Origin of the sequence: Pseudanabaena yagii GIHE-NHR1 (assembly GCF_012863495.1) — a bacterium.
Lineage (GTDB): Bacteria > Cyanobacteriota > Cyanobacteriia > Pseudanabaenales > Pseudanabaenaceae > Pseudanabaena > Pseudanabaena yagii.
On sequence record NZ_JAAVJL010000001.1, the window covers coordinates 988,633 to 1,004,784 of the forward strand.

The window sequence follows — 16,152 nt, forward strand, 5'->3', positions numbered from 1 at the left end:
GATCGATTTGTATTGCAGTTTATTATGGATCAGTTAGGAAAGGGGGCTAGTTCGTAGCCCCTTTCCTAAAAATTAGCGATAAAATTAAAACTATGCCTAATCCTCACATTGTTTCCGCTAACTGGCTACAGGAACATCTCCATGATCCACAGGTGGTCGTGGTTGATTGTCGGTTTTCGTTAATGGATATAGCTCTTGGGCGTAAGCAATATCAAGAGAGTCATATTGAAGGAGCCTATTATCTCGATCTCAATCTTGATTTATCTAGTCCTGTCCAAAAACATGGCGGTAGACATCCTTTGCCAGATTTCGAGCAGCTAGCCACAAAGCTATCGCAAATCGGCGTAACGAGTGAAACAACCGTGGTTGCCTATGATGATTCGCGATTTGCCTTTGCCTCAAGGTTATGGTGGCTATTGTGCTATATGGGACATGAGCGCGTTGCCCTTCTCGATGGCGGTTTTGCAGGGTGGAAAGCCCAAAATTATGCAACTAGTTCGGAAATTCCTCATCCTAGAATTGGGAAGTTTATCCCCAAATTACAAACGGAATGGGTAGTTGATATCGAAACCGTGAAAGCGCGTAAGGATTTACCAGAAGTAGTTTTAGTAGATTCGCGTGAAGGCGATCGCTATCGGGGTGAACGCGAACCCATCGATCCGATCGCTGGTCACATCGAAGGCGCAGTTAACTATCCTTGGATGGAAGTTACTAACGAGCAGGGTTTTGTGGTGGCTAATCAAAGCGATCGCTGGCGGTCAGTCAAAAATGCTGAGGAAGTAATTGTGTATTGCGGTTCGGGTGTAACTGCCTGTGTAAATTTATTATCGTTGAAACTTGCGGGAATTGAGACTGGCAAACTCTATGCAGGTAGTTGGAGTGATTGGTGTTCGTATTTAGAATAAAGGCGGTCGCTCTTGATTTATGGATCTAACTTTAATAATCTTTGATACTGGATAAAGTTGTCTCTTAGTTCTTCAGGCAAGAAAGGTAAATCTTTGGCTTGAATATCCTGAGGCAAGGTGATTCTATCTGCTTTTTGGTAGCTTTTTTTTGATTCATTTGTCATAGATCTAGTCCTTGTTTACGGTATTTATCAATCAATAGATTTGTAAATTCATTTTGTGGTTGCTGAGATATTGAATTGTTCTTCTTCTTTGCGGCGACTAGTTCACGGATACGAGGTGATTGTAACCCTAACACCATATCGTCTTCGGGAATACCTCTAGCAATGAGTTCTTGATCGACAAATATTTCGGTGGCGTTGTGTTGCAGCCAAACTTTGTTATCAATAATATCAATCTGCATAGGACAGCCATAAATTCGCCGAGCGCCTTGCCAACCAACATGAACATGAACTAGTAAATAGTGATCGCGCTTTTCATCGAATATTAGTTCAGCAGTGACGTTTTCATTGGGTGAGACACTTTCTTGGGCATATTCTTCGAGAAAGGTACGCACGATCTGGCGATAACGTTCTAATCGATCCATTGTTCTATCTCCTCTTTTTATATTATATTGACGTTTAACTGACCCTAAATTATGATGTTATTTTATAATTTTAAGTAACTTATAGCAGACCTAGATCATTTATGAGAAGTTTGAACTTTTAAGTTGCCACACCATAAAGCATCTAGTTGAATTCTTTCTCACGACTTATTTAGGATTGCTATATCTATAAATTCAATTAACTGTACAAAGTTTTTTCAGCAATTGATATTTATTTTTTACTTCTGTATATTGAATTTAATCTTTTAATACAAAATCTACTGTTTAATAAACTTTTAAGTTAATGCAAAAGAACACTCAGTTAGAATTTAGTTTCTCATTAAACAAATCTCTAATTCTTTCTTTTCATATTCTATTGGAGTTAGCATTAGTTAACTTTATTAGTCTATATCTTCATGGTTCACCACAAGCCTACGCACAAACCCTTATACAGCCACCAATCATTTTATCTCAAGCAACAAGTGATGACTTAATCAAGCAAGGCGAAGCATTATATAATGAAAGTCGCTATCAAGAGGCATTAGTCTTATTTGAAAAAGCTACTCAGTTAAATCCTAATAATGCTAGTTACTGGAATTGGAAAGGTATTACTTTAGCTAACTTAAAGCTTTATAAAGAAGCAATACAAGCTTATGATAAAGCTAATAAGCTTCAACCTAGTAGCGTTTATTTGTACAACCGAGGACTATCACTAGAAAGTCTAAAACTATACCAAGATGCTTTGTCATCTTACGATAAGGCTATAAGCCTTAAAAACGATTATGTAAATGCGTGGATAGAAAGAGGAGATGTGCTTCAAAAATTAGAACGCTATCAAGATGCCATCGAATCTTTTGAAAAAGCAATTCAATTAGCTGGCGGTAGTGCTAGAGCTTGGTATCTAAAGGGTTTTGTTTTAGACAAAAAAATTGAGAAATATGGTGAAGCCCTCACTGCTTACGAGGAAGCTTTGCGAATTGACCCTGATTACAACTCTTATATATGGCTTAGAAAAGCATATATTCATTACAAGAACAAACAATTTTTGGAAGCAATCATGTCTTTAGATAATTCTATAAGAATAAGTCAAAATTCTTGTGATTGGCATTTGAGAGGAACAGCTTTAAATGAATTAGAAAGATATGAGGAAGCAATATCTTCATTTAATCAAGCAATAAAACTTAATGCTTATTGTGCAGGAGATAACAGAAAACTAGAAGATTCATATTATGGGAAAGGCACAGCCTATGCTAGGCTCAACCGATATATAGATGCAAGAGATAGCTTTAGAAAAGTTCTTGAGATTAACCCTTCATATAAGAATGCGTTAACTGCATTAAGAGCACTACCTAAGCCATAATCTTCAAGTATTACTTTCCTATATTGATTGGGGGGAGATCGATTTTAGTGTTGTTTGGGAGAGTAGGTGTAGGAGATGAGGATGGTAGAGTTTTTATTGGATTTGATCCAGAGTTAGATTTTTGGAAAATGATATCAGCCTTTTCCTGCCAAAATATAGTTGATACATTTCGGGCTATATTTTTAGCATCATCTAGCCTACCTTCATCTATAGCTCTATTTGCCTCATTTATTAGTTTCTCGTTGCTTTTCCATTCTATTTGCCATTTCGATGATAATTCTTGAGATTTATTTCTCATGTCATCATTATTTGTAGCAATTAATTGCAGCAAATTAAGTGATTCATTTAATTTACCTTCTTCCTGATATTGTTTAGTGGCATTATCTAAAATTGTTAGCGACCATTTATCAATCAGTTTCTTCGACTCTGGATAAACAACGCTATTAGAACTAATTGTAGTGATAAGTAAGAAAGCATCAGTTAACTTGCCATTTTTTACCATTTCTTGAGATTGTATTATTTTTGATTTATCTTCCTGAAGCATTCCAGCTTGACATTCTTTCTTAATTAATCGTGCTATCTGATCATAAGATGAGTTAACAAAAATAGAATTATTTTGTTCAACACACTCTTTATATTTATTTGCTAGTTTTAAGTTTTCAATTTTTTCTATTTCTGCAAACAAAAATCTATCATTCTGATATTGTTGTGCATATATATAAATTAAAACAAAAGGAATTGGAAGAATAATTATTAAACCAATAATAAGTTTAAATTTATTCGATTGAGACAAATAAGTTCTAATTTTTTTTATTAAAGTTAGCCTTGATGAATTGAGTAATTTTATATCTCTTATTCCCTTCAAAATATTTTTTTTCATGCCTAAAGATTGTAGATTTTCATTTTCCACAACTTTGATTGTTTCTCCTTTCTTTCTTAAAATGAGAATTTTAGTTGCTTCTTCGTTGGCAAGATCGAATTCGATTGCTACCTTACCCCATTTAAAAGCCTCTTCATAACTCTTCCCTGACCCGATCGCATCATAAAACCCCTGTGAAAACTTAATCGCCACATTATCCTCAACCACATCACGCATCCCAATCGTAAACAGAATATTTGCCGCGATCGCATCACCCTGCACATCCGAATAACAAGCATTCAACACCACACATTCCAAATGCTCCTCACAAAGCTGTAACAAATTTGCTAATGGTTTTGCAGGTACAAACTTAATTTCATCATTGTTATTAGTCGAACGCGATCGCACCTCTCCCCCTTCCGAACGATAGATCGCACTTGCCGACTCATCACTCACAAACAGCAAACCCTGCTCCCCCGAACCGTGACCGCTAAAATGCAAAACATGGGGTTCTAAATCCAACAAAGCCCGACGTAATTCTGAAGGAGTAGCCGCCAGCCGATATTCCACCTCAAAATTATCCCGTTTGCGCGATCGCCTTAACGCCTCTTGGATGGTTTTTACCTCATGATCTAGCTTCAAAGGTGATGAGCCTAACGGATTAGCCGCTACTACCAAAATCCTAACGCGATCGCCTGATTGTGCTAACCGTTCCGCAATACCGACATTCAGGTTCTGCACATTCACAGTACCGCCCTGAACATTAATACCAATTTTTTCAGCCAAGGGATCGGTCATGATGCTAGAAATTACTGACTATCACATTATCGTCAGATTTAGAGATAATTACAAGTACTTATATTTCGCGATTAGTGACTTTGTTTGAAGCGATCGCCTCAACATCAAACATCTGAGACAAATTACAGCAATCAGATCGCAAATTCTTGTTCCAGAATATCTAAAAGTTCCAGAATGCTTAGAGAATTACCAGAAATGACATTTTCTTCCGACTCCACATGAATATGATGCGGGAAATTAGGCAAATTAGGGAAATGCGGCACATTGTCCCAACGTTTTCTTAAGATAATGCGATCGCTGTCCATCCACTGATAGCGATACCTAGTCGTTGCAACAACATTCTCCGTAATTTTGAAATACTCAGCAATTTCCAAGAAATCATCATTACTGAGTGTAACCCTTGCTCGAAAATAACCGCGATCGCCTAAATCTAATTCTTCAATAATCGTAAATGCAGCGATCGCATTGCTGGAAATCAGTCTAGATTTAATATTTTCAAGATATTGACTAGCTTCCATAATGTCTATTGTCTTTTGGGCTGTAACACCTGCAAACGCTCTTGAACAGATTGCCAAAGCTCATAAATAACACCCCATTCAAAATAATCCATCTCATCACCTAAACTACCCTCACTAAATCGTTGATAGAAAATCTCTGAAGGTATTTGATACTGAAGTTCGTATGCTTGTAACTTTGCTTGAAGATCAGAAGCTTGCTTAAGATTATTAGCTCGCTCTAACTCGATGATCTTATTAAGGGAACGCTCAATTAAATTACTTCGATAGCCCTGTCGATAGAGTAAGTCTAGAATTTGTAAGGGTTCCGATGTTTGTGAAATCATAGTTTTATACCCTTTTTTCCAAAAATGACCGCAGGTAATAGCTATACGATATCAAATATAACTCGTCCATCGCATCGCCAATATTGTTACAGAGGCAAATTAAAACCCACGTAAATCTTGGGGTAAAAAGGTGCGATCGCTTGGCAACATCGCCACAGGTTCTGTCAGCGTGAACTCTCCCTTGACAATCCAATCTTTGAGAGTCTTCGCCGCTTCTTCCGATAGATGCAAGCTAGCAAGAGGCGCAGTCCGCACAGTCGCACCTGCGATCGGAATTTTGCCAGACTTAAGTTCCGCATAGGAAACAGAACCAAAAATCGGACGAACTCTGCGGGGAATCGAGAAATCAATCACAGGTGCAACCAATTGCTCATCTAGTACAGCAGCCTTTGCAACCACTTCTTCATTAATCACAGGTAGCGGCACGGCAACACCCATCATCAGCGACGCGCCATAATTACGGAAATAGCAACCACGCACCCATTCAGGAGACATTTGCTTAGCATCACCGATTAGCGCCAGAGTCGCCGCAGGTCCAATCGGGGTACGATTTTCCAAACGCTTTTGCAGTGGAAAATGCTGGGTTCCTTCCCATGCCACATAGCCAATACCACCACCCATAAAGATGCGTGTACCAATCCCAATCAATTGCAAATCAGGATCGTTCCATAATGGCGAAATTGCCCCCGGATTAGAATAGACCGCATTTCCTAAGCGTGGCTGAAGAGGTCCCAAATAGGTGTAAAGAGTTTCTTCACCTCCATTCACACCGACAATAAAATTTTGATAGAGATTGCGAGGATTAAAGAGATAGAACTGATTGATCGAATCCTTCGTAATTGTCGTCTCAAAATTAGCACGAGGATAACAATCGTTAGGATGTCCGATCGCTTTAAAGTTAACTGTCTTTCCTGCAATTAAATCCGCAATCACATGACCGCCGCCACGATTTTGGACACCTTCATCATTAGCCTCTGGTTCTTGGGTTGCGCCTAAATAAATATCAACAGCTCCAAATCCCGCATAGGCAGGTACACCATCGATCCAACAAGTGCGAATCTTGATCGGTGGATCGGTATGTCCTAAATTGAGAATTGCCCCCGATGATTCCATTGGCTCAAATGTGCCTGTAACGATCACATCTACTTTTTTTGTCGCCTGCGTAACCCCAATCTCGGCAACAAGGGTTTTAAGCTCAGTCGCAGTCAGGACTTTAGCCTTACCAGCTTTGATTTTGTCATTAATATCGGCGATCGTTTGGGGCATAGGACTTTGCTGAATTGAAATTATCTAGAAATATAGGGCTTAAGAATTTAATGAGTAATGAGAAGTTGTGGAGCAAATTCCCATTACTCAAAATGTAGGCAGTGACCAACCGTTATTAGACAATGTACCTGCATGGATACGATCTAAGGCTCTTTTACCACCCCAGCGATCGACAATTTTATCGTCATATTCATCAGCAATTTCCATCACTGCCTTTACGGAAGCTTCCAATTCTTTCATGCTGCAAGTTGAACCAACGATGGAATGTTCAAAGAGAATTTCATTGTCTGGTGAAATTCCAAAAGCGCCAAAAATCATCTTGGCATTTTCTTCTAATAAATATCGCATCAGTTCAGGTTTTAATTCAGCTCCGACCACTACATACGATCGCGTATTAATTACCGCATCATTTTCGTCCCAAGGAAAAACTAATATTTCTACTAAGGCTGATCCGACAAACATTCCTAATCCGGGAAAATCTTGGCGAGCGCAGGGATATTTGCCAAAAATCTCTTGGATCCACGTTACTACTTTTTCATAGCAGGCTTCTTGAGCGCTAGTTTGGAATTTCAAGTTATTTGCCTCCATAGGTTGATCAAACTGGGCGATTTTGGCAATCAGTATAGTAGCTAAGCTAATCAGAACTATACCCATAGGCAGTTACATTTTCCAAGCATTATTTGAATATTTTCCAAGAAAAAGAAGATGGTACTGATTGCCATCTTCTTTTTCGCGGTTGCTCAACGGCAATTAAACCAGTCATAAAGCAATAACGCCTTGTACTATGATGGATAAATCTTAAGAGATACAAAAATTTGCCTTACACTTCTTACGTTTAGGAGGAAACATAGTTGGCTAGTCGCTTCTTATTTACATCTGAATCGGTTACGGAAGGACATCCTGATAAAATTTGCGATCAGATTTCCGATACGATTCTTGATACCTTGTTGGCTCAAGATCCGCGATCGCGTGTCGCTGCCGAGGTTGTAGTAAACACTGGTCTGGTCTTGATCACAGGGGAAATTACAACCAAAGCGCATGTCAATTACGTCGATATTGCCCGTAAAAAAATTGCTGAAATTGGTTATACCAATGCTGATAATGGTTTCTCGGCAAATAGCTGTGCGGTAATCGTTGCCCTTGATGAACAGTCTCCAGATATTGCTCAGGGCGTGAATGTTGCCCTCGAAGCCCGTACTGGTGAAGAAGAAGATGCTGCCCTCGAAGCAGTAGGTGCAGGCGACCAAGGGATTATGTTTGGGTTTGCCTGTGATGAAACACCTGAATTTATGCCGATGCCGATCGCGATCGCCCATCGCCTCGCCCGTCAGCTATCGGTTGTCCGAAAAAATGGCACATTATCTTATTTACGCCCCGATGGTAAAACCCAAGTTACTGTAGTTTACGAAGGTGATAAGCCCGTTGCGATTGATACCATCCTCATCTCGACACAGCATGATGCGGCGATCGATGGCATTACTGACGAAGCCAAAGTACAAGAAAAAATCAAGGCGGCTCTTTGGACTCATGTAGTCTTGCCTAGCTTTGCTGATACTTCCGTTAAGCCTAATGACCAAACGCGCTATCTGGTTAACCCCACAGGCAAATTTGTCATTGGGGGGCCTCAAGGTGATTCTGGTCTCACTGGACGCAAAATTATTGTCGATACCTACGGCGGCTATGCTCGTCATGGTGGTGGCGCTTTCTCTGGCAAAGATCCCACAAAGGTCGATCGCAGTGCAGCCTATGCGGCGCGTCATGCAGCGAAAAATATTGTGGCAGCAGGTCTGGCTAGCAAGTGTGAGTTACAAATCAGTTATGCGATCGGTGTGGCACGTCCTACCAGTATGCACATCGATACCTTTGGCACGGGCAAGGTTGATGAAGAAACTCTATTGCGTCTAGTCAAGGATAATTTTGATTTGCGTCCTGCGGCAATCATCAAGAATTTTGATTTACAAAATCTACCTAGTACTAGAGGTGGTCGTTTCTATCAAAATGTCGCCGCCTATGGTCACTTAGGTCGCAACGATCTCGATCTTCCTTGGGAACGCTTAGACAAAGTAGAAATCTTGAAAAAGAACGCTTAAATAATAGAAAGGCTCGCTTAGCGAGCCTTTCTATTATTAGTAGTCAAATTTCAATTTTCAATAGCAATACTTGAAAAAGCATATGATGTGGAAAAGGAGATAATTTCGCAATGGATACCCTCAGTCAGTACCGTGAATATATCCAAACACTCCTAAAAGCCCAAGCTAGCCTTGTTTGGGACACACGCATTTCGGCGGAAACTGTTTTTGATACGACAAGCGATCGCTACTTGCTAGTTTATACAGGTTGGCGAGACTCTAAGCGGTTTTATGGAATAGTTTTGCATGTAGATATTATTGACGGCAAAATTTGGATTCAACAAGATGGAACTGAAGTCGGGATTGCGAATAAGTTAGTTGACTTAGGTGTTCCTCATCACGATATCGTTCTTGCCTTTGACCCACCAAATCTGAGGAAATATACGGAATTTGCCGTGAGCTAACCTTTACAACTTCTGTGCTTTTGTGTTTCTGGTATTGTTATGTTTGCAATATATGTGCATCAAACATGGAATACAAGAGACTTGGCACAAGTGAACTGTTGGTGTCCGAAATATGTCTAGGGACAATGACCTATGGACAGCAAAACACGATCGCAGAAGCCCATGAGCAACTAGACTATGCGATCGCGCAGGGGATTAACTTTATTGATACTGCGGAAATGTATCCAGTACCGCCAAATGCTGCAACACAGGGTAGGACTGAGCAATATATTGGAGAATGGCTAGCCCAACCGCATATTAAGCAACAAAGAGATAAATTAATTATTGCCACCAAAATTATAGGCACAGGGCGCAATTACAGTTGGTTGCGGGATGACTCGATCGCGGCTTTAAGTCGTAAAAATATTTTGCAAGCGATCGATGATAGCCTCAAGAGATTGCAAACTGACTATATCGATCTTTATCAAATCCATTGGCCAGATCGCAATGTACCGATGTTTGGACAGGTTACATTTGAGCCTCAAAATGAACGGGAAATGGTAGCGATCGCTGACCAATTAGCCACATTTGCGGAATTAATTCAAACAGGTAAAATTCGTCATTTAGGAGTCAGCAATGAAACCACTTGGGGAATTAGCGAATTTAGCCATACTGCCAAGCAGTTAGGTTTACCGAAAATTGTCTCGATTCAAAATGCCTATAACCTCATCAATCGCACCTTTGAGATGGGGCTGACCGAAGCTTGCTATCGTGAGCAGGTGGGGCTACTAGCCTATAGTCCCTTGGGCTTTGGGCATCTTTCAGGCAAATATGTCCAAGGTTCACCCAGCAATACCCGCATTACCCTATTCCCGCAATTTGGGCAGCGCTATAAGAAGGTAAATGTACAGGCGGCGACTGCCGAATATGCAGCGATCGCGCAAAAATATGATTTATCTCCGACCCAATTGGCGCTAGCATTTGTGCGAAGTCGTTGGTTTGTTACCAGTACAATTATTGGCGCAACCACGATGGAACAACTCAAGGAAAATATCGACAGTGCTAAAGTACAGCTAAATACTGAGATTTTGGCAGAAATCGACCAAGTTCATGCCCGCTATTTTAATCCTGCTCCTTAAATTATTTCTGCATAATTTTGATGACCTCAAAACTATGCAAATTAGTCACCGTTTAGCATCATGAAAATGACATACCGTAAAACGCTAATCTCCCTTATTGCTGTCAGTTTTAGTCAATTTCTCATTGCGGATAGCGCTCCTTCCGCACCCATACCTGAGAGCGGCAATGTAATCCAACTCAATGGACAGCCTTGGGCGGGGCGTTGGATTAGGAGAGTGGAACAGGGACAACAAAATCTGTATGTGCAGGAAGATTGGCTGACGGGTGGCTTAGGTGTACAGATGATGGATTCGGAAAAAGCCGATCGCCAAAGGGTGCGATGGTTTTCTAGTCCCACCTTTTCGCGAGTAGCTTTTGATAGTACGGGTAGATTTCGCTATCTCGATCTCACTCCTTTTGCTGAGCAATGGCGAACAGAAATTATTGGCAATTCCCTAAATATCTACACTCCTGACACAAAAATACAGGCAGTACGTCGCAGTAAGCAGGCTTGGGGTGATCGCCTTGTGATTGATCTCAATCGGCGGACTCCTTGGCGAGTGAGTCATCAGGGTAATGTGATTAATGTCGTGGTGTCAGCAGAGATGGCTGCCGATCAACCGATTGGCACAAATACCACCGCAGGCAATCTGGTGAAATCGGTAACGGTGCAACCACAGGGCAAACTAACCCAAATTCAGATTGAAACGAAGGAATCTATTCATCCTGCGATCGAATTGCTGAGTAGTCCCACGCCCCGCATGGTCATTGATCTGCGCCGTGACTATGTGCCACCAAGCTTAACGGTGCAATGGGCAGATGGATTGAGAAGGATTGAAAAAATTGTCGAGATTCCCAATAAACCGAAAACAGATAAAGATCCCAAAACGATTAAGTTCTCAGTTACAGCTTTGGAAGTTGATCTCAAGCAACCAAGATTAAAATTGCGCCCGATTTGGAGTAATCCCGATGGCTCACCCAATGGCATCCTTGGTTTATTACCAGTTCCCCAAATGGTGGAAAAGGCTCAAGCTGTAGGGGCAATTAATGGAGGTTTCTTTAATCGGATTCGTCAATTGCCTGTAGGTGCAATTCGTGAAGGCAATCGCTGGATTGCGGGAACAGCTTTAGTCAGAGGCGCGATCGCATGGAATGAGAAAGGAGAAACTCTGATTGATCGCCTCAACTTCACTGAAGAAATTACTACTGCTAATCAAACCAAAATCACGCTCACAAATCTCAATAGTGGCTATGTCCAACGCGGAATTGCTCGTTATACTCCCAATTGGGGCAGTGGCTATACGCCATTAACTGAAAATGAATTGCTGATCGTAGTCCGAGGCGATCGCGTAGTTGCTCAATACCAAGGTGGTGCGGTCGGCGTAGGACAGGTTGCCATTCCTAGCGATGGTTATGTTTTAGTGGCAAGACAATCTCCTGAAGCAGCAAAACAACTACCTGTGGGAATGACTGTGCGCGGTCGTCAAGCCTTCGTTCCAGAGAAGTTTTCCAACTTCCCTAACCTGATTGGTGCGGGGCCCCTGTTGCTGAAAAATGGCAATATAGCCCTAGATGGCAAATTAGAAACTTTCCAAGCAGGTTTTGATACGCAATCTGCCGATCGCAGTGCGATCGCTATCACCAAGGAAAAAGGCAAACTACTTCTCGCTACAGTTCAAGCGGCTCCCGAAGGCATTGCTCCCAATCTTTTACAAACTGCGGAAGTTCTCAAAAAGATTGGTGCAGTTGATGCGCTAAATCTCGATGGAGGTAGTTCTTCGACTCTGTTCCTCGGTGGCAATGTTCTCAATCGCTCTATTACGGAAATAGCACCTGTCCACAATGCGATCGCGGTTTTCATTACCCCACCTCCTGCTAAGCCTCAATTTTAGCTGCATAAAATCGGTATGAATTAATAACATGCCAATATTAGACAAATTCACGATATCGACATACCGTCCACAGGCAATTGATACAACTGTGGAAATGGATCTATTTGAGTTCCATCAATTGCGTCAGCTTTCTAATCTTGAACGGTTACAGATGGCGGCGATGTTGACTAAGAGTGCAAGGCAATCATCTTTGAGAGGATTGAAATTTAGATTTCGATCTTTGCCAAGTATGGAATTTAGGCAAAAAGTTTTACAGGCTTGGCTCCAAGATGATTTCCTTCCCAACTTTATTCTCTCAAGTTCAGAAACTATGTGGATACAAGATCCGCTAGAAATAGCTTTACAGTTACATGATCTCTTGATCGCTTTGCAAGTGGATTATTACATTACTGGTGGTGCTTCTGCGGTCGTTTATGGTGAGCCGCGCACGACTAGAGATATTGATCTAGTCTTAGCAATCTCTTTATCAAAAATTGATGCTTTGGCGATCGCTTTAGAGCAGGCTGGTTTTTATATTGAGGGAATGGAAGATGTAAGATCTGGGCAATCGAAGATTTTGCAGGTAATCCATATGGAATCTATATCTCGTGCGGATTTGATAATTGCAGGGGAGCAGCCTTTTGATTTGATCCAGTTTCAACGTAAACAGGCAATCGAGGTGATGGAGGGTCGGGTTTTATATTATGCCTCACCTGAGGATGTCATTTTGAATAAGCTGATCTGGAGAACCCAAAGTGTTTCTGAGAAGCAATGGCGAGATGTTTTGGGGATTCTAAAGGTACAAATGGAGTTATTGGATTTGGATTATTTGCGTCAATGGGCAGGTTATTTGGAAGTTCTAGATGATCTCGATTTGGCGATCGCACAGGTGAAGATATGAGTAACTGTATAAGTTTCCCCAGATGAGTCGAGAGGAGGTTGATCTGAAGGGGTGAGATTTTTTGGTTAATTTTTTTGTAATTACGGTTTGGTTTTGGGAAGCTCGTTTTATGCTTTTTAGTTAGCTAGGCATAGGAAAATTTAGAAAGTACGGATTGAGGTTTCCAACTTTTTTGTGAATTTGCAAATGGTCTTTGCTTGCTGAGAAAAAGTTGGGGATCTGTACTTTTACAGTCTTTTGCTGACCTACAAGACGATTACAGATTGTGATGTCAGTGTGAGGATTATTTGGTGATGAATAGGATAATCGGTGTGTCTATGGTGATGGCTTTGTTGGCTGGTTTACCTATGCCCATCATTACTGAAAGTGTCCAAGCACAAACAACCCAATCCCGCAAAGCAGAGGCGGATCGACTAATTCAGCAAGCCTATAAGTTATATCAAAGCAGTCGCTACCGAGAAGCAATTCCAGTATTGGAGATATCTCTAGAAATCTATCGCGAGATCAAAGATCGCAAGGGTGAAGCAACTTCGCTTCTTGGGCTGGGGTTACAATACGAAAAGCTGGGAGAGTACCAAAAAGCGATTGATTACTATCAGCAATCCTTAGCAATTCAAAAGCAAATCGGCGATCACATTGGTGAAGCAAGGTCTCTTAATAATTTAGGTGAAGTAGATAGAAGTCTCGGACAGTACCAGAAGGCAATTGAGTTCTTTCAGCAATCTTTAGTGATTAAAAAGCAAGTCGGTGATCGCAATGGTGAAGCAACGTCTCTCAATAATTTAGGTGCTGCATACGACAGCCTCGGACAGTACCAGAAAGCGATTGATTACTATCAGCAATCCTTAGCAATTCAAAAGCAAGTTGGTGATCACATTGGTGAAGCAAGGTCTCTCAATAATTTAGGTGCTGCTTACGACAACCTCGGACAGCATCAGAAGGCGATTGATTACTATCAGCAATCCTTAGCAATTCAAAAGCAAATCGGCGATCGCAATGGTGAAGCAAGGTCACTGAATAATCTGGGAAGTGCATACGATAGTCTCGGACAGTACCAGAAAGCGATCGACTACTATCAGCAATCCTTAGCCATCCAACAGCAAATCGGTGATCGCAATGGTGAATCAACGTCTCTCAATAATTTAGGACTTATATACGATAGTCTCGGACAGTACCAGAAGGCGATTGATCACTATCAGCAATCCTTAGCAATTACAAAGCAAGTCGGTGATCGCAATGGTGAAGCAAGTTCTCTCAGTAATTTAGGCACTGCATATAGAAGGCTTGGACAGTACCAGAGGGCGATTGATTACTATCGGCAATCCTTAGCAATTACAAAGCAAATTGGCGCTCTAAATGGTGAAGCAAGTTCTCTCAATAATTTAGGACTTGCATACAATTATCTTGGACAGTACCAGAAGGCAATTGATTTCTATCAGCAATCCTTAGTAATTACAAAGCAAATTGGCGCTCTAAATGGTGAAGCAAGGTCTCTCAATAATTTAGGACTTGCATACAACAATCTTGGACAGTACCAGAACGCGATTGCATACTATCAGCAATCCTTAGAAATTGAACAGCAAATCGGAGATCTCAATGGTGAAGCGCTTTCTCTAAATAATTTGGGTTTTGCTTTTAACAAACTTAACCAACCCGAAGTATCAATTCTCTTTTATAAGCAAGCTGTCAATACCTTTGAATCCATTCGCAAGGATATTAAGAGACTGAAAAAAGAAGAACAGCAGTCTTTTATCACCAGCATTGCATTCAGCTATCGTGACCTCGCCGATATCTTGATTCAACAAGATCGTGTCATGGAAGCCCTCCAAATCCTCGACCTCCTCAAAGTCCAAGAACTCGAAGACTATCTCAAAAATATCAAAGGCAGTGACAGATCCGCGCAAGGTGTCCGACTTTTAGCACCAGAGAAAGCTCTTAGCGACAAGCTCTTAGCGATTAGTTCTGACAACATCAAAGATATCAACAGTCAACTTGCCAATCAAATTCAACAAATCCCAAAATCAGAAATCAACAAAGTTCCCGACTATCTCAACCAAATCCCGCAGGGAAATGTACTTATCTATCCCCTAATCCTCAGCAACAGACTGGAAATTATTCTCTTTGCCCCCAATACATTACCCATTCATCGCACCGTCAACATCAAACAGACCGAACTCGAAGCATTAATTACAGAGTTCCGTTCAGGACTGCAAGACCAATATTCCGAGGACTTTAAAGAACCAGCTAAGAAACTCTATAGCCTTTTGATTAAGCCCATCGAAAGCGAACTCACTAACGCCAAAGCAACTACCATTCTCTATGCCCCCGACCGACAATTGCGCTATGTTCCTCTTGCGGCTCTTTATGATGGTAAACAATGGCTAACTGAGAAATATCGGATTAGCAATCTCATCGCCTATAGCCTCGGCGATTTTAGTCCTAAGTCCAAAATAGAACCAAGTATTCTGGCGGGAGCCTTTGGCGGTAAAGCTGGTGAGCGAAAGTTTGGACAAGATCCATTGCCAGCAACAATTACCGAAGTCCGTATGATCTCTCAAACAATCCAAAACTCTAACACTCTCGAAGAAAATGAATTTAGTCGTCAAGCCACGGAAGCAGGTTTAAAAAAGCATAATATTCTCCATCTTGCTACCCATGCCGAATTTAATACAGGCAGTCCCGACAATTCACGCATCTTCTTTGGTAATGGCGATATTCTCAAGTTGCGTGAAATCTCTGACCTGTCTTTGCAAAATATTGACCTCATTGTATTAAGTGCTTGTCAAACAGGTGCATCGGGTTTGGGGGATGGGGTGGAAATTTTAGGCTTTGGTTATCAGGTGCAGAAAGCAGGGGCAAAACAAGCGATCGCTTCGCTCTGGTCTGTCAATGATGAAGGTACTCAAGCTTTGATGGCAGCTTTTTATCGGGAACTGCAAAAAGGCGAGGTCACACCGATTGAGGCTTTGCATAGAGCGCAAGTCACTTTGATTAAATCAGACAAGTTTAATCATCCGAGTTACTGGTCAGCGTTTTTTGCGATCGGCAATGGCTTGTAGCATTTATAGATAATTCAAATAAAAACTACAGCTTCGACTTCGCTCAGCTAGCTTACACCGATGGCTGAGCGAAGTCGA

15 protein-coding genes are annotated in these 16,152 nt (G+C 41.3%); 8 read left to right on the forward strand and 7 right to left on the reverse strand.

The features are described from left to right. Positions 1-92 precede the first annotated feature (92 nt). A complete protein-coding gene (locus tag HC246_RS04675; RefSeq protein WP_169362381.1) occupies positions 93-905 on the forward strand; it encodes a sulfurtransferase in 813 nt (270 codons plus the stop codon). A gap of 17 nt (positions 906-922) precedes the next feature. On the opposite strand, the gene HC246_RS04680 is transcribed toward HC246_RS04675, so the two are convergent. Together HC246_RS04680 and HC246_RS04685 are read right to left on the reverse strand one after the other, a co-directional pair. Beyond that, a complete protein-coding gene (locus HC246_RS04680; RefSeq protein WP_169362382.1) occupies positions 923-1,069 on the reverse strand; it encodes a hypothetical protein in 147 nt (48 codons plus the stop codon). Beyond that, the gene (locus HC246_RS04685) at positions 1,066-1,491 is read right to left on the reverse strand and encodes a XisI protein (RefSeq protein ID WP_169362383.1); all 426 of its coding nucleotides are present in this window, start codon (positions 1,489-1,491) and stop codon (positions 1,066-1,068) included. The genes HC246_RS04680 and HC246_RS04685 overlap by 4 nt, the downstream gene beginning before the upstream one ends. A gap of 301 nt (positions 1,492-1,792) precedes the next feature. Here HC246_RS04685 and HC246_RS04690 point away from each other — a divergent pair, with 301 nt between their 5' ends. After that, the gene (locus tag HC246_RS04690; RefSeq protein WP_169362384.1) at positions 1,793-2,848 is read left to right on the forward strand and encodes a tetratricopeptide repeat protein; all 1,056 of its coding nucleotides are present in this window, start codon (positions 1,793-1,795) and stop codon (positions 2,846-2,848) included. Between the two features lie 10 nt (positions 2,849-2,858). On the opposite strand, the gene HC246_RS04695 is transcribed toward HC246_RS04690, so the two are convergent. The 5 genes from HC246_RS04695 to HC246_RS04715 form a co-directional block, all read right to left on the reverse strand. Next, a complete protein-coding gene (locus tag HC246_RS04695; RefSeq protein ID WP_169362385.1) occupies positions 2,859-4,385 on the reverse strand; it encodes a CHAT domain-containing protein in 1,527 nt (508 codons plus the stop codon). Between the two features lie 251 nt (positions 4,386-4,636). Then, complete coding sequence (locus HC246_RS04700) at positions 4,637-5,023, reverse strand: toxin-antitoxin system TumE family protein (RefSeq protein WP_169362386.1); 387 nt, start codon at positions 5,021-5,023, stop codon at positions 4,637-4,639. A gap of 5 nt (positions 5,024-5,028) precedes the next feature. After that, positions 5,029-5,346, reverse strand: coding sequence for a hypothetical protein (locus HC246_RS04705; protein ID WP_169362387.1), 318 nt, complete (start codon positions 5,344-5,346; stop codon positions 5,029-5,031). 99 nt (positions 5,347-5,445) lie between these two features. Beyond that, complete coding sequence (locus HC246_RS04710; protein ID WP_169362388.1) at positions 5,446-6,612, reverse strand: homocysteine biosynthesis protein; 1,167 nt, start codon at positions 6,610-6,612, stop codon at positions 5,446-5,448. A gap of 87 nt (positions 6,613-6,699) precedes the next feature. Next, a complete protein-coding gene (locus HC246_RS04715) occupies positions 6,700-7,200 on the reverse strand; it encodes a T3SS (YopN, CesT) and YbjN peptide-binding chaperone 1 (RefSeq protein WP_404822264.1) in 501 nt (166 codons plus the stop codon). A 263-nt stretch (positions 7,201-7,463) separates the two neighbouring features. Between HC246_RS04715 and metK the strand changes: the two genes are divergently transcribed. From metK to HC246_RS04745, 6 genes are all read left to right on the forward strand, one after another. Then, positions 7,464-8,702, forward strand: a complete 1,239-nt coding sequence (gene metK / locus HC246_RS04720) for a methionine adenosyltransferase (protein ID WP_169362389.1) — start codon at positions 7,464-7,466, stop codon at positions 8,700-8,702. A gap of 110 nt (positions 8,703-8,812) precedes the next feature. Then, complete coding sequence (locus HC246_RS04725) at positions 8,813-9,145, forward strand: XisI protein (RefSeq protein WP_169362390.1); 333 nt, start codon at positions 8,813-8,815, stop codon at positions 9,143-9,145. Positions 9,146-9,210: 65 nt separating this feature from the next. Beyond that, positions 9,211-10,263 carry an NADP(H)-dependent aldo-keto reductase gene (locus HC246_RS04730; protein ID WP_169362391.1) on the forward strand — a complete coding sequence of 351 codons (1,053 nt, stop codon included), beginning with the start codon at positions 9,211-9,213 and terminating at the stop codon, positions 10,261-10,263. A 60-nt stretch (positions 10,264-10,323) separates the two neighbouring features. Then, the gene (locus HC246_RS04735; protein ID WP_169362392.1) at positions 10,324-12,135 is read left to right on the forward strand and encodes a phosphodiester glycosidase family protein; all 1,812 of its coding nucleotides are present in this window, start codon (positions 10,324-10,326) and stop codon (positions 12,133-12,135) included. A gap of 28 nt (positions 12,136-12,163) precedes the next feature. After that, positions 12,164-13,015, forward strand: a complete 852-nt coding sequence (locus HC246_RS04740) for a hypothetical protein (protein WP_169362393.1) — start codon at positions 12,164-12,166, stop codon at positions 13,013-13,015. A 293-nt stretch (positions 13,016-13,308) separates the two neighbouring features. Further along, positions 13,309-16,074, forward strand: coding sequence for a CHAT domain-containing protein (locus HC246_RS04745; RefSeq protein WP_169362394.1), 2,766 nt, complete (start codon positions 13,309-13,311; stop codon positions 16,072-16,074). Positions 16,075-16,152: the final 78 nt, after the last annotated feature.